The sequence below is a fragment of the Pseudomonas sp. 43(2021) genome (genome assembly GCF_017490805.1).
Taxonomy (GTDB): Bacteria; Pseudomonadota; Gammaproteobacteria; order Pseudomonadales; family Pseudomonadaceae; genus Aquipseudomonas.
Window position 1 is genome coordinate 63,933 of sequence record NZ_JAFGYJ010000009.1, and the last position, 14,268, is coordinate 78,200.

A 14,268-nucleotide genomic window follows, 5' to 3' on the forward strand; every position below is an offset into this window, starting at 1 on the left:
GTCGAGGTGGGAGCCGGCTTGCCGGCGATGGGCCGCCAAGCGGCCCCCGCTTTACCCTCACTTGTATCTGACTGGCGCGGTCACGCTCTGCCCCAGCGCCGATTTCACGGTCACCGTCGCCGGCGTGGCCGGGCCATAGCCGCTGGTGGTTGCCACCAACCGCCAGCTGGCACCGCTGCTCGTGGCGGTCATTGTGGCGGTGCCCAGGTTCACCGGGCCGCCGGTGGTAGCCACGGTCACAGTGATGCTGTTGCCCGTGGCCACCGAGGTAGTGCCTGCGACCTCCCAGGTGAAACGGTTGCTGCTGAGCACCTGCACCGTGGCAGTGGTGACCTGGATCTGGTCGATCGCCGCTGCGCCTACCGCGATGCTGACCGTAGCCGGTGTTACCGATTCGGCGCCCTTGGCGTCACGCGCCGAGTAGTTGAAGCTGGCGGTGAACGGCGTGGCAACCGTAGCCGGCGGGGTGTAGGTCACCGTGGTGCCATCGGTGCTGGTGGTGCCCTGGCCGGAGTCCGGTTGGCTGAGACCGACGACCTTCAGCGGCAGGTTGCCTTCCGGGTCGGTGTCGTTGGCCAGTACATTCAGGGTGATCGGCTTGCCGGCCGTGGTTGCGGCGCTGTCGTTGGCCGCGACCGGCGGCTTGTTGACCGGGTCTTCGCCTTGGTCTTTGGTGCGGAATGTCGGCAGGCCAACCGAAGCCACGTACTCCACGCCATCCCAGCCCGGCAGCGGGGTCGGCATCACCTGGAACTGGCCTGGGTGTTCCAGGTCCCAACGCAGCAGCATCGATGAGTCCTCATGCTGGGTGTTGTGGCAATGTTCCATGTAGGTACCGGCAAACTCGCGGAAGCGGATGGCCATTTCCACTTCCTCCGACGAATCGACATCCGGCCCGATGCGGTACACGTCCTTGCGCGCCCACTTTTCCCATTCTGGCGGTGCCTTGCCGTCGCGGCTGAGGATCACTCCTTCCTCGAAGTGCACATGCACCGGGTGGCTCCAGCCATTGCCGCCGTTGACGATTTTCCACACTTCCAGGGTGCCGTCGCCGCTGAAACCGCCGTCGGTGGACTGCTGGGCCAGCTGTGGCGCCGCACCGATACGCCGTGGGTCCATGCTGTAGCCAAAGCCGCCATCGGTCTTGATGGTCCAGGGCTGGGTATCGGTACCGTCGGAGCGACCGAAGATGAACTCGCGGTGGCGGGCCGCCTTGAGCTTGGCCTGGTCGGTGGCAGAGTTGCGGTCAATCGGCAGTGGTAGCATCTTCAGGCCTTCGGCCTTGCCCGGTTTGGCCGGCTCATAGTCTGCGGGGTTCATGCTCAGGTCCTGGCCACTGTAGGGCTGTACCACAAGCTGCAGGAACTTGCCGATCCCTGGGTCGCCGTTTTCCCAGCGCGGGCCGCTGGTGGTCTGCTTGATCACTGGCTTGTACTTTTCCGAGAGCACGTCGGCCAGCGCGATGGCGCCTTCCGGCCCCTTGCCGCTCAGGTGCTCTTCCAGGTTGACGAAGTACAGCTTGTCGCCGACCTTGATGCCGTTCTTGGCGAAGTTGATGATGATGTCGTAACGCTCGGCGATACCTTGCAGTGGCAGGATGCCGTTGTTGTCCTGCAGGTTGCCGTCACCGTTGAGGTCCAGGGTGCCGTCGAACGGCACGGTGTGCTCCATGATGTTGCCGTCGTTGGCAATCATGTGGAACGGCACCCGCGCATACGATACGTTGGAGCCGGTCGGGCCTTTGAATTCGCCACTGGTGCCGGCAATTTCCCGCACCACGGCGAACTTGAAGTAGCGCGACACCGAGCCGTTGAGGATACGGAAGCGGTAGCTGCGTGCCCGTACCTTGAGCACGGGCCGGTACTGCCAGTTGACCAGGATCTGGTCGCCGAGGAAACCATCGGTGTTGAACGGGTTGAACCACAGCTGGCCGCTGGCATCCCAGGCCTTGTCGGCGATCACCAGGTTGACGTCATAGTCGCGGTTACCCCACGGCATGCCCGAACCACTGGGGAAGCGCAGGTTCACGCCATCCTGCAGCGCCTCGTTGCCACGGTCCAGGGCACTGTAGTAGTTCATCATGGTGGCGTTGCCTTTGTAGACGTTCTGCGCCGTGAAATCCAGCATGTGGTCGTGGAACCAGTGGGTGCTCATGGTTTCGCGCCAGTCACCACGAATCTTGATGCTGCCGTTCTGGCAGGTTTTCAGGCCTGGCGAGGCGTCATTGACGAACAGGGTTTCACCCGGCGAGCAGGGGAAAGCCGCACGCGGGTCCTGGGCCCGGGTGTTGATGGTGTCGTAACCGGCCAGTTGCAGCGGCCAGCGGTAGTCGTAGTACTGCCCTGGGAAGAAATAGGCGTTGGCAAAGCCGTCACTCTCGGCCGGTGAGTGGCCGTTGTGCTCGTGGGTCGAAAGGGTGTGCAGGCCAAAGCCGGCGTTGGCCGAAGGGTCGATCGGCAAGGCGTTGTAGTGGCGCATCAGGATCGGTTGGCCATAGCGCACCATCAGCAACTTGGGCGGGAAGGTGCCGTCGAAGGTCCATAGCGACTTGTGGTTTTGCAGTGGCATTTTCGGGTGGAAGCGGGTGTCGATACCCTTGGTGGTGCCCAGCGTGGTCGGGATGTCGGAGGTCTGGTAGTACAGGCCGCCCGGGGCGAACTCGCCAACCGCGTAGTTGTGCAGTTGCCTGCGGTCACGCAGGCCAAGGTTGATGCGCGCACCGGCCTGGGCGGTCTTGAACCCCGCCTGCGGGGTGAACTCGTTCCAGCGCTGGTGCGACCAGCCTTTTCCTGGTGGCCGGCCTTCCGCCGGCGAACCGACCGGCTGGCGGTTGAGGAACATCTCGATCTGCGCCTTCCACGGGTTGCGGTCGAGCACGTTGGAATACTGGGTCGGGAACGGGTACAGGCCCGGCTGTTTGAGGAAGGCTTCCAGGGCCGTGCCGCTGGGGCCGCTGCGAGCTACCACGTTAGGGTCCTGCGCCGGTGCTGCGCCCAAGGTGGGCACGGGGAAGGTCAGGGGGGGCGGCGGCAGCGTGGGGTCGAGCTTTTCCGTGCCGAATTCCTCGAACAGCAGCAACTGCTGGGTAAACGGCAGTGCCCCGAACAGCGGGCTGGGCTTGCCGTTGGTGGGGTATTTGTTACCGGTTTGCAGGGCCGGCGGCAGCACGTTGTTGGCGCGTACCGTGTCGCGGTCGCCGTACACGCCATTGGTCAGCTCCAGCGCACCTTGGTTGGTCGGCGGCATGTTGTAGAGGTCTAGCAAGGCCTGGGTCGGGTCGGCCGGCTGGTTGGTGTAGGCTGACGGGTCGGTCGGCGGTGGCATGCTGTTGTCGTCGAGGGGGGCGGCCATGACCGTGACCAGCCCTAGGCTGAGCATCAGCGCAGTGACAGAGGACAGCTGGAACGCATGCCTGGCAGGGTGGATCACGGCAGTTGTTTTCATAGCCTTGTGCCTCGCTCGCGGCCTTATGGCTTTACGCTATCGATGGCGTTTTGCCCGTTTATGGGGCTAGAGCAACGGTTGTGCCAACCCAAATTGGGGGAATACCTTTCCAAACAAATCCTTGTAGTGCCTGATGTGCGTAAAATGCCGTAGCGTCAAAAATGGGTGAAGGTCCCCACTAGTGGGTCACCCATTGCCCACTGATTGGGTAGTGACAGCACCGGCGCCCTGGGGTATACCTGAGCGCCACCAAGGGGCGCCCGGCAATGGGCTGATGAACCGCTGGACGCTGCAGCGCGGTGCCCCCACGAACCTGATCCGGATCAGGCCGGCGAAGGGATGTGCCTTGTAACCTGTCTTTTGCCGGCCTTGCTATGAGGCTCGTCCATGCCAAGGCAGTGAACCGGCCGACATACCAGGACTTCGTTGCCTTCCTGCAAGCCGAACTCGACCGCGTCGGCCCACAGGAAGCCGTGCTGGCCGGTGACTTCTGCCAGCGCACCGTGGCGCTGGAGCGGGCTTTCTTCAACGCCGTCTACCCGGAGGACAACTGGGCATGGATATCTTCGATCGCCTCAAGGCCGCTGCCACGCCGCAGTGGAACAGTTATGTCGACCACGACTTCGTGCGCCAGATGGGCGAGGGTACGCTGAGCGAAGCCGCCTTCCGCACCTACCTGGTACAGGATTACCTGTTTCTCATCCAGTTCGCCCGCGCCTGGGCGCTGGCTGCCTACAAGAGCCGTCGCCCGGCCGACATCCGCGCTGCGCAGGCCGGGCTGGCGGCGATTCTGGACGAAACCGAGCTGCACTTGCGCCTATGTGCACGCTGGGGCCTGACCCAGGCCGATATCGAGGCGGCGCCAGAACACCAGGCCACGGTTGCCTATACCCGCTACGTGCTGGACTGCGGCGCTGCGGGTGACCTGCTGGAGCTGCATGTGGCGTTGGCACCCTGCGTGATCGGCTATGCCGAGATCGGCCGAACGCTGTCCGAGCGCATTGGCGATTTGAGCAGTCACCCGTACCGTGAATGGATCGCAGAGTATGCCGGCGAGGGCTACCAGGGTGTCGCCAGCGCGGCGCGCAAGCATCTGGACGAGCTGGCAGCGCGGAGCATGACCGAGCAAGGGTTTGCCGAACTGGTGGGGATTTTCGGCCAGGCGTCCAGCCTGGAGGCGGACTTCTGGCAGATGGGCTTGGACGGAGCCTGATTTGCTGCCTGCACCGGCGATAGGGCCAGTAGCAAATACCACAGGGCTTGCGCCACTATGCTGGTAGGGCCATCAGCCAAGCCCAGGGAGAAGCCTCATGAACATCATCAACGCACGCCTGCGCGGCAAGCCTGGCCTGTTCCGCATCGAACTGAGCGGCGAACGCATAGCCGCCATCAAGCCCCAGGCCGACGGGGTGGCGCCGCGCGCTGCCGATGACCTGGATGCCGGCCAGAACCTGGTGGTGGCACCCTTTATCGAACCGCACATTCACCTGGACGCCACGCTGACTGCTGGCGAGCCGCAGTGGAACATGAGCGGCACCCTGTTCGAAGGCATCGAGCGCTGGGCCGAGCGCAAGGCAATCACCACCCACGACGACATCAAGCGCCGCGCGAAAAAGACCATCGGCATGTTGGTGGACCATGGCATCCAGCATGTGCGCACCCATGTCGATGTCACCGACCCCACCCTGACCGCGCTCAAGGCCATGGTTGAAGTGCGTGACGAAGTGCGCGACCTGCTTGATCTGCAGATCGTCGCCTTCCCCCAGGAGGGTATCGAGTCGTACCCCAACGGCCGGGCGCTGATGAGCGAAGCGGTGGCCATTGGCGCCGATGTGGTCGGTGGTATCCCGCATTTCGAAAACACCCGCGACCAGGGCGTGTCGTCGGTGAAGTTCCTGATGGACCTGGCCGAGCGCACCGGCTGCCTGGTGGATGTGCATTGCGACGAGACCGACGACCCGCAGTCACGCTTCCTCGAAGTGCTGGCCGAAGAGGCCCGGGTGCGCGACATGGGGGCTCGGGTCACAGCCAGCCATACCGTGGCCATGGGCTCGTACGACAATGCCTACTGCTACAAGCTGTTTCGCTTGCTCAAGCAGTCGGGTATCAACTTCGTCTCCTGCCCGACCGAGAGCATTCACCTGCAAGGGCGTTTCGACAACTTTCCGAAACGCCGTGGTGTCACCCGCGTGGCCGAACTCGACCGCGCCGGGATGAACGTATGCTTTGGCCAGGATTCCATCGTCGACCCTTGGTACCCGCTGGGCAACGGCAACATCCTGCGTATTCTCGAGGCCGGCCTGCACATCTGCCATATGCTTGGTTACGAAGACCTGCAGCGCTGCCTGGACCTGATCACCGACAACAGCGCCCGCACCCTGAACCTGGGCGAGCGCTACGGCATCGAGGTGGGGCGGCCGGCGAACCTGTTGCTGCTGTCGGCGCCGGACGATTACGAGATGGTGCGCAGCCAGGGGCATGCGCTGGTGTCGGTGCGCAACGGTAAGGTGCTGATGCAGCGGACGCCGGCGCAGGTCCAGCGCTTTGTCTGACGCCGGCGTGGTCTCAGGCGGCCATCGCAGCCAGGGCGCAGCTTGAGATCTGCGCATCCTGCACGGCTACACCGGTCAGGTCCGCCAGGGTGATCTGGCGATCATGCTCACGCCCTTTGGCGCGGCCAGCCAGCAGCGTACCCAGTTCGATCAACTGGCTGGCGTCGATCCGGCCGCTGTTCAAGGCGTGGGCAACCTCGCCGTACTGGCTGCACTGGGCCATCGAGTCGACGATGATGCGATCTGCCCTGGCCACCAGCGCCGGGTCCAGCTCCTGCTTGCCTGGCGCATCGGCCCCGACAGCGGTGATGTGCGTGCCGGGCCGGACCCACTCGCTGCGCAACAACGGCTGGCGGGACGGGGTCGTGCAGACGATCAGGTTTGCCGCCGCGGCGACCTCTGCAGGGTCACGCGTTGTCAGCACCTCGTAACCCAGCTCGCGGGCAAAAGCGCTATAGGCGACCAGCCCGCTGTCGTGGCGACCCCAGACAACGACCCGGCGGCAGTCGGTCACCGCACCCAGCTGCTCAAGCTGCATCCGCGCCTGCATGCCGGTACCCAGGATGCCAATGGCGGTGACCTGTGCCGGCGCCAGCAAGCGCGCAGCGATACGCCCGGCCAGGGCTGTGCGCATACCGGTCAGCCAGCCCTCGTCCTGCAGCAGGGCCAGCGGCTGCCCGGTGTGTGCAGACAGTACCAGCATCAAGCCATCATTGCTCGGCAAGCCCTTGGACGGGTTGTCATAGAAGCCGGTCGAGAGTTTGACCGTGAAGGTGGCGCTGCCCTCTATATAGGCCGATTTGACGCAGCAGTCACCGTTGGCGCCGGGGAAGGCAAAGCCCTGGACTGGCGGGACCTGCGCCTTGCCCTCGGAGTAGGCGATGAAACCTTGCTCCAGGCAGCGTACCGCAGCTTCCCGGTCCAGGCTGGCGATGATCTGCGCTTTGCTGAAGACCTTCATTGGACGGCCTCGAGGAACTTGTCCAGCAGGATGTTGCGGCCACACAGGATGACCGCGACGCGTTTGCCACGGTAGCGCTCGGCAAGCTTTTGCATGCCGGCGACAGCAACGCCGGCGGCACCTTCGATGATCCAGCGTTCACTGCTGGCGATATCGCGCATGGCCGCCCTGATCTCGGCCTCGCTGACCAGCACGGTATCGGTCAGCAGCGTCTGGCACAGCGGGAAGGTGATGCTACCGGGCTCGACACCGCCGGCCGTGCCATCGGACAGCGTGTCAGTAGCGTCCACGTCGATGATTTCGCCGGCCTTGAGCGACTGCTGCAGAGCCGGATCATTTTCTGGCCAGCAACCGATGATGTCGGTGCCAGGTTTGAGTACCCGCAGGGCGGCAGCGATGCCGGCAATCATTCCGCCACCGCCCACGGCAACGAACACGGCGTCAAGCTCTGGCGCCTGCTCGAACAGCTCGATGCCGATGGTGCCTTGGCCCGCGATGACTTGCGGGTCGTTGTAGGGCGACACGAACGGCTTGCCCTGGGCCTTGGCCTGCCTGGCCGCCTCCAGTTCCGTACTCAGCGGGTCGGTGGGCAGGCAGACCACTTCGGCGCCCAGTGCACGCATGGCTTCCACCTTGTACGCAGAGGCGGAAGTGGTGGTGTAAACGGTGACGGGTACGCCAGCCCGCTTACCCGCCAGCGCCAGCGCTTGCCCGTGGTTACCGGAAGAGGCGGCAATCACCCCCTGCTGGTGTTGATCGACCGGCAACAGGCGGATCTTGTTGCTGGCCCCACGAAACTTGAACGAGCCGGTGTGCTGCAGGTGTTCACACTTGAGCAGCACGTTGCAGCCGCTGATTGCCGACAACCGGGCGCTGTAGGTCAACGGGGTGATGCTGACGGCCGGGCGCAGCGCCACATGGGCATCCTTGATCGCTTCGTATAGCGCATCGAGGTAATCGGCATCGACAACGGTGGGGGAACCTGTGGCGGCTGGCATGGCTGCACTCCTGTCTATTCATGGAATATATGTCCACCGTAGACTAATAGTCTATTTATGGCAATAGGGCGAGCGAAACCGTCGGCGCCCCCATCTGGTCGCCAGCGCTGTGAAGTAAAGGGGGCTTAGGCCCGGAACTCCTTCAGGTATTTGTACACCGTGGCCCGACCCATGTTGAGCACGCTGGCGATGTAGTCGGCGCCACTGCGCCCTTCGAACGCACCCTCGGCATGCAATGCCTGCACAAGGCTGCGCTTGTCTTTTATCTGCAGCGTTTGCAGTGACAGGTTGCGTTCCTGCAGCCAGGCATGCAGGAAGGTATTGATGCGTTCCTGCCAGTCATTGCGGAACAGTGAATCCGGCTGCGGCACCAGCCGGCTCATCTGGAAAAACGCATCCAGCGCCGCGCGGGCCTGCTCCAGTACCGACACATTCAGATTGATGCACAGCAGGTACTCGGCTTCACCGTCCTGGTTGCGCAGCACGGTGCTGATGGAGCGGATTTTCTGGCCATTCCAGTTGAGCTTTTCGTAGGGCCCCAGGTTGGCACCGTTGAGCAGGTCCCCCAGTTCGTGATCGATCGCCGAGTCATCGCCCAGTTTGCGCTGGGAGAAATTGTTGGCGATGTGCACGACGGTCTGGCTGCGCAGGTCATGAACGATGGCTTCTGCGTGCGGGTACAGCAGCAGTGCGATGCTGTCGGCGATTGCCTTGTAGTTTTCCAGGGTCATTTTCTGTCGGTGATCGGGTGCTGGACACCCATGGTGGCGGCAAAGCGCAACTGACACAAGGCAGCTACGGGCAGGGCCGGTACGGTTGCCCGGTTCGAAAACAGCCCGATTTTCCATCTCACATGCGATAAGCCGTGATTATTCCATCTTAGGAAATGTTTGCAGGGTTGGTTGCTTGTCTTCATAATTGGTATGTAATTACATGGTACATAATACGGTACAAAATCGTAGGAGCAAGCATGGCCCGGGGCGGTATAAACAAGGTTGTAGTGCAGCAGGCGCGTCAGGCGCTGATTGCCCGGGGCGAAAACCCCAGCATCGATGCCATACGTATCGAGCTGGGCAACACCGGCTCCAAGACCACCATTCACCGCTATCTGAAAGAGTTGACCGGCCAGCAGCCCGTGGCCGCCGAGGGCGGCATTGCGCTGAGCGACGTGCTGAGCCGAATGGTCGGGCAACTGGCAACCCAGTTGCAGGACGAGGCCGACCTGAAGATCGAGCAGGCCGAAAGCACCTTCACTCAACAGCGCGAGCAGCTGGAAGCGCAGCTGGCGATCGCCCAGCAGGCACTGGCTGCGGCGCATCAGCAGCATCAGATCGATGTGGCCGCACTGGCCGCCGAATCGGAAAAACTGCTTTCCACCCAAAGCACCCTGCAAGCCGAACAGTTGCGCAGTGCCAGCCTCAACCAGTCGCTGGGCGAGCTGCAGGTGCGCCTGGCCGACAAGGACGAGCAGGTAAAATCACTGGAAGACAAGCATCGCCATGCCCGCGATGCACTGGAGCACTACCGCAACGCCAGCCGCGAACAGCGTGAGCAGGAACAGCGCCGGCATGAAGCACAGTTGCAACAGTTGCAAGTGGAAGTGCGCCAACTGCAGCAGGGCATGATCGTCAAGCAGGACGAGCTGACCCGCCTGCACCGCGACAACGAGCGTTTGCTGGGTGAGCATCGTCAGGCCGCCAGCGCCTGCAGGGCGCAGGATGAATTGCTGGAACAGCGTGATGCGCAGATCCAGGGCTTGCGCACGATCCTGGCCCAGGCGCAGGGTGCCAGCGAGGAAATGCGTCGGCAGCTGGATATGCAGGCACAGAGCCTGGAAGCGAGGCGCGACGTGTGCGCGGAACAGGCTCGCCAGTTACGGCAGCTTGAGGAGCAGCTCAAGGCACGAGACGAGGAGCTGCGTGCATGTCGGTCGCAGTTGTCTGCCGCTAACGCGGCGCAGTAAGTCACAGACCAGCGCTGTCTTTGCAGTGTCGCGATCGGGCCGCGGGGCAGCCCCGGCGATTTTTTGCGTCAATATCGACATCGTAGGGCTGTTCCACAGCCCGATCGCGATACAAGGCCGCTGTTACCGAGCGCGCTCAGTCTTCGGCTTGTCTGGCTGCCTCCACACCTGCCGCCGATAGCTTGATGGGGTAGTTCACGCTGATTTGGTGGTCGCTGCTTACCGCCACGCTGCCATCCTGGATCAAGCCGGCTTCCTGCAGTGTCTTGAGCATGCCGGCCACCGCCTTTTCCCCACGGTAGTTGTCCAGCACTTCCTTGCCCAGCCCCTGAGGGTGGGCGTGCAGGAGGCGAGTCAGCACTTCGGTTTTCAATGCATCGTTACTCATGGAGGGCCTCACTTGCCATGCTTGGCCTGAAGCGCCTTGGCATGCTCCAGATGCTGTTCGAGCTTGGGCAGGGTTTCGCTCGCAAAGGCCTTGAGCTCAGCCTTGTCTGACGAGGCCGCCTCCTTCTTGAACAGCTCCACCGCCTTTTCGTGCGCATCGACCTGGTTGTTGATGTAGGACTTGTCGAACGACTCTTCTCGCCATTCCAGGATCACTTTCTTGACCTTGTCGGTCATTGCCGCCTCGTCGGGCACGGAAATGTCCAGCTTGCGGGCGATGTCCCCCAGTTTCTGGTTGGCCTGGGTGTGGTCAGTGACCATTTGCTGGGCGAATGCCTTGATCGCTGTATTCTGGCTTTTTTCCTGGGCCAGGTTGCCAGTGACCACCTCGGCAATGCCGGCCTCGGTGGCCGCCTCAACGAAGTCATCGGAACTAGCCGCCAGTGCGTGTACCGATGCCAGGCCCAACACCATGGAAAAACCGACGCGCTTGATGAAGAGACTGCTCATGCTTCACTCCTTAAACCTTGACGCGACCTCAGTGTCGCGTACGGTTGAGGGGGCACGGGCGGCAAAGGTTTAATCTTTTTCCTGGGCGGCAGCGCCCAGGTGGCGCTCAACTATAGTGAAAGACGGCAAACGCGGTATACCTAGGGATTTCAATGTGTGCAGCCAGGAAGCAGGATGACGACGGCCTCTTTGCGATAACCGGCGAGGGCCGTGCCGTGGCGCTGTTCCGCCTGGTACTGGCGTTCATGCTGGTGGTGATGCTGGCCTTTGTCCTGGTGGAAGGCTGGCGTATCTGGCGCGACTACCGGCACGCCTTCACCAATGCCGAAAACATGGTTACCAACCTGGCCCGAGCCACGGCGCAGCATGCCGAAGACGCCATCCGCCAGGTCGACGTCATCACCGCGGCGCTGGCCGAACGCCTGGAAGGCGACGGCTTCGAGCACATCGACCGGCCGCGCCTGCATACCTTGCTGGTCCAGCAGAAGCGCATCATGCCGCAGTTGCACGGGCTGTTCGTGTATGGCCCCGATGGCAGCTGGATCGTTACCGACCAGGCGGTAGTCCCGCCCAATGCCAACAATGCCGACCGCGACTACTTCATTTACCACCGCGACCATCCCGACCGTGGAGTACACATCGGCTCGGTGGTGCGCAGCCGCTCGACTGGCGACCTGATCATCCCCATTTCACGGCGCCTGGAATATGCCGATGGCAGCTTCGCCGGGGTGTTGCTGGGCACCATCAAGGTGGAGTGGTTCGTGCGTTACTATGGCGACTTCAAGATCGACGAACGTGGCGCGCTGGTACTGGCCAAGCGCGACGGCACCATCCTGGTCAGGCGGCCGTTCGTCGAGCAGGTAGTGGGCCGTAGCCTGAGCAACAGCGAGATCTTCCGCAACCACTTGCCGTATGCAACGGAAGGGGTGGCCGAGGCGGTCGCCGTGGTCGACGGCACGCCACGGCTGTATGGCTTTCGCGCGCTGTCCAGCTACCCGTTGGTGGTGGAGGCGGGCTTGTCGCGGGAATCGATCGTCGCGCCCTGGCGGCAAGACGCAATCAAGTCGGTGTCGGTACTGCTGCTGTTACTGGTGGGGCTGGCGGCCTTTGGTGGTGTGGTGCTGCGCCAGTTGCGCGAGCGTATTGTCATCGAGCGGGCCCTGCACCAGGCACACCAGACCCTGAAGGCCCTGGCACTGACCGACAGCCTGACCGGGCTGGGTAACCGCCGGCGGCTGGATGCGGTGTTCGAGCCGGAGCTGCGCCGGGCGAGGCGCCAGGGCTATCCACTGGCGCTGGTGATGCTCGACCTGGATTACTTCAAGGCCTACAACGACCGTTACGGGCACCCAGCGGGCGACCAGTGCCTGCGGCGCTTTGCCGAGTTGCTGCAACAGGCGCTGAAGCGGCCGGCCGACCTGGCTGTGCGCTATGGGGGCGAGGAGTTCACACTGCTGCTGCCCGATACCGATGCACGCGGGGCGGAGCTGCTGGTGCAGGAAGTGCAACAGCTGTTGCGTCGGCATCTGCTGGAGCATGCAGGCAGCCCACTGGGACGGGTATCGTTCAGTGCGGGGATTGCCGTGGGTGACCTGGCACGGGAGGGCGTGACGGCCGAGAGCCTGATGGTGGCGGCGGATGCGGCGCTGTACCAGGCCAAGCGCCAGGGGCGGGATGGGTATTGTGTGGCGGGGCGTGTGGGAGTGGGAGGGGAAGAATGATTCCTTCAATTGCCTGCACCGGCAAGCCGGCTCTCATGGAACTGCACATAACTCATTGAATTAGCAGGGGCCCTGTGAGAGCGGCTTTAGCCGCTAACACCGGCGCAGCCGGTGCCATGCACCGCGTTGGATTCTTCGCGGCTAAAGCCGCTCCCACAGGGTTTGCGCATGGCTTGAGCTCAACGCTATCGAGGTGGGCGCTGGCTTGCCGGCGCCCAAGCGCTCAAGGCCCTACATAAAGGCGCATTGCACAGCGCCCCGTGAGCCCATGGGCAAGCTCCTTGGCCAGAATGCCCCGCAGCCGCGCATCCAGCAGCCCCTCATCAACCACCTCGAACCCGATCCGCGCATAGAACGGCGCATTCCACGGCACCTCGGCAAAGGTGGTCAAGGTCAGCTCCCGCCCACCCATCTGTCGTGCCGCATCGATCACCTGCCGCAGCAGCCTGCGCCCGACACCTTGCCCCTGGGCCTCCCGGCGCACCGAAATTTCATGAAGATGCAGCGCGTGATCCTCAAGGCGGGCACAGGCAAACCCCAGAATGCGCCCCTCCAGATCCTCAGCCACCCAGCTACCGCCTGCATCGACGAATGCCCGGTGTGTCTCACGGCTCATCACATCACCCTGCGCCAGCCATGCCAGCGCCGGCCAGGCGGCAAAGGCCTGGGCCGCCGAACGCTCGACGTCCGGGAGCCATTGAATGTCGCGCTCAAGGGTAGGGCGGATGCGCATGAGCCAGTCCTTTTCTAGTTGTCGATCCTAATCTGCCGCCAGCACTTGTGGCTGCAATTGCCAGCGCACCGAGCTTACACCTTTCTCCAGGCTGACCCGGCTGACCAACCGCTCCAGTTGCGCTGGTGCCTGCGCGGTGCCCAGCAGTTCGGCGCGCACTTCCAGGCGTGCAGGGTTGGCCAAATCTTCGCTGTGCAGTGATTGCAGGCGCAGTTGCGGGTCGCCCAGGCTGTGCAACATCAGGCTGCGAACCTGGATCTCGTCCTCGGCGCGGCAGACGATGCGCACTTCGAAGTGCTGCTCCGCCTCGCTGGCCGGCACCACTTCCTGGCGGTCCAGGCGCTGGGCAATGTCGCGCAGCAGGATATTGGCGCACAGCACCACCAGGCTACCCAGCGTCGCCTCCAGCAGCAGCCCGAGGCTGCAGAGTACGCCCACCGCAGCCGTGCACCACAGCGTGGCGGCGGTGTTCAGGCCACGTACGTTGAACCCGTCACGCATGATCACACCGCCACCAAGAAAGCCGATGCCCGACACCACATACGCGGCGATGCGCGACGCATCGGTGGGTGCCATGCCCGGCACTGCCTGGGTCATCAGCACGAACAGGCAGGCACCGGTGCTGACCAGTGCATTGGTGCGCAGCCCGGTCAGGCGCTGGCGCAGTTGACGTTCGGCGCCAATCAGCGCCCCCAGCAGCAGGGCGATGCTGACACGCAGCAGAAATACTTTCCAATCCATAGCAAACCTCTTCCACGGGCACACGCCCGCATGAACGCCATCAACTGGCGCGGTTGAAAAACCAGAAAATGCGCAGGACCACGAAGGGGAAGGAAGAAGAGGGGGTTACAAGAAACCACCGTCTTGCCAGGCCGGCCAGACAGTGCAGGACACTGCCGGACTAGCGCGCCACGTGGGCCTGTCGCATGCGACTGGGGCTACTGTCCAATGCAGGTCTCCTGTTCAGGGATGCAAAATTGCGTCGCGGACCTTACGCCC

General features: G+C 63.2%; 12 protein-coding genes, 1 pseudogene and 1 riboswitch. Of the genes and pseudogenes, 5 read left to right on the forward strand and 8 right to left on the reverse strand.

The features are described 5' to 3' along the window. Nucleotides 1-57: 57 nt before the first annotated feature. Complete coding sequence (locus J5M71_RS10135) at nucleotides 58-3,444, reverse strand: Ig-like domain-containing protein (protein WP_207831927.1); 3,387 nt, start codon at nucleotides 3,442-3,444, stop codon at nucleotides 58-60. Between the two features lie 242 nt (nucleotides 3,445-3,686). Further along, a riboswitch (TPP riboswitch) is annotated at nucleotides 3,687-3,800 on the forward strand. A 27-nt stretch (nucleotides 3,801-3,827) separates the two neighbouring features. On the opposite strand from J5M71_RS10135, the pseudogene J5M71_RS29255 reads away from it, so the two are divergent. The 3 genes and pseudogenes from J5M71_RS29255 to codA form a co-directional block, all read left to right on the forward strand. Continuing rightward, nucleotides 3,828-3,989: pseudogene (locus tag J5M71_RS29255) on the forward strand (TenA family transcriptional regulator); the annotation flags it as partial. A 5-nt stretch (nucleotides 3,990-3,994) separates the two neighbouring features. Continuing rightward, entirely contained in the window at nucleotides 3,995-4,657 is a 663-nt protein-coding gene (tenA, locus tag J5M71_RS10140; RefSeq protein WP_207832118.1) for a thiaminase II, read from the forward strand. A 97-nt stretch (nucleotides 4,658-4,754) separates the two neighbouring features. Continuing rightward, on the forward strand, nucleotides 4,755-5,996 hold the full coding sequence (gene codA / locus J5M71_RS10145) for a cytosine deaminase (protein WP_207831929.1): 1,242 nt from the start codon (nucleotides 4,755-4,757) through the stop codon (nucleotides 5,994-5,996). A gap of 13 nt (nucleotides 5,997-6,009) precedes the next feature. Here codA and J5M71_RS10150 read toward each other — a convergent pair whose 3' ends face one another. The 3 genes from J5M71_RS10150 to J5M71_RS10160 all read right to left on the reverse strand — a co-directional run bounded on the left by J5M71_RS10150 (nucleotide 6,010) and on the right by J5M71_RS10160 (nucleotide 8,686). Further along, on the reverse strand, nucleotides 6,010-6,957 hold the full coding sequence (locus tag J5M71_RS10150; RefSeq protein WP_207831931.1) for an ornithine cyclodeaminase family protein: 948 nt from the start codon (nucleotides 6,955-6,957) through the stop codon (nucleotides 6,010-6,012). After that, complete coding sequence (locus J5M71_RS10155; RefSeq protein ID WP_207831933.1) at nucleotides 6,954-7,955, reverse strand: threonine/serine dehydratase; 1,002 nt, start codon at nucleotides 7,953-7,955, stop codon at nucleotides 6,954-6,956. Before J5M71_RS10155 ends, J5M71_RS10150 begins: the two co-directional genes overlap by 4 nt. Before the next feature lie 125 nt (nucleotides 7,956-8,080). Continuing rightward, a complete protein-coding gene (locus J5M71_RS10160) occupies nucleotides 8,081-8,686 on the reverse strand; it encodes a PAS domain-containing protein (RefSeq protein ID WP_207831935.1) in 606 nt (201 codons plus the stop codon). A 239-nt stretch (nucleotides 8,687-8,925) separates the two neighbouring features. Here J5M71_RS10160 and J5M71_RS10165 point away from each other — a divergent pair, with 239 nt between their 5' ends. Further along, on the forward strand, nucleotides 8,926-9,918 hold the full coding sequence (locus J5M71_RS10165; RefSeq protein WP_207831937.1) for a DNA-binding protein: 993 nt from the start codon (nucleotides 8,926-8,928) through the stop codon (nucleotides 9,916-9,918). 136 nt (nucleotides 9,919-10,054) lie between these two features. On the opposite strand, the gene J5M71_RS10170 is transcribed toward J5M71_RS10165, so the two are convergent. Continuing rightward, on the reverse strand, nucleotides 10,055-10,306 hold the full coding sequence (locus J5M71_RS10170) for a hypothetical protein (RefSeq protein ID WP_207831939.1): 252 nt from the start codon (nucleotides 10,304-10,306) through the stop codon (nucleotides 10,055-10,057). Nucleotides 10,307-10,314: 8 nt separating this feature from the next. Continuing rightward, nucleotides 10,315-10,815, reverse strand: coding sequence for a DUF4142 domain-containing protein (locus tag J5M71_RS10175; protein ID WP_207831941.1), 501 nt, complete (start codon nucleotides 10,813-10,815; stop codon nucleotides 10,315-10,317). Nucleotides 10,816-10,967: 152 nt separating this feature from the next. Here J5M71_RS10175 and J5M71_RS10180 point away from each other — a divergent pair, with 152 nt between their 5' ends. Then, entirely contained in the window at nucleotides 10,968-12,536 is a 1,569-nt protein-coding gene (locus J5M71_RS10180; protein WP_207831943.1) for a sensor domain-containing diguanylate cyclase, read from the forward strand. 223 nt (nucleotides 12,537-12,759) lie between these two features. Here the strand turns inward: J5M71_RS10180 and J5M71_RS10185 are convergent, their stop codons facing one another. Both J5M71_RS10185 and J5M71_RS10190 read right to left on the reverse strand, forming a co-directional pair. Continuing rightward, nucleotides 12,760-13,269: a GNAT family N-acetyltransferase gene (locus J5M71_RS10185; RefSeq protein ID WP_207831945.1), complete on the reverse strand. Its 510-nt coding sequence runs from the start codon at nucleotides 13,267-13,269 to the stop codon at nucleotides 12,760-12,762. Between the two features lie 27 nt (nucleotides 13,270-13,296). Further along, a complete protein-coding gene (locus tag J5M71_RS10190; protein ID WP_207831947.1) occupies nucleotides 13,297-14,010 on the reverse strand; it encodes an MgtC/SapB family protein in 714 nt (237 codons plus the stop codon). Nucleotides 14,011-14,268 lie beyond the last annotated feature (258 nt).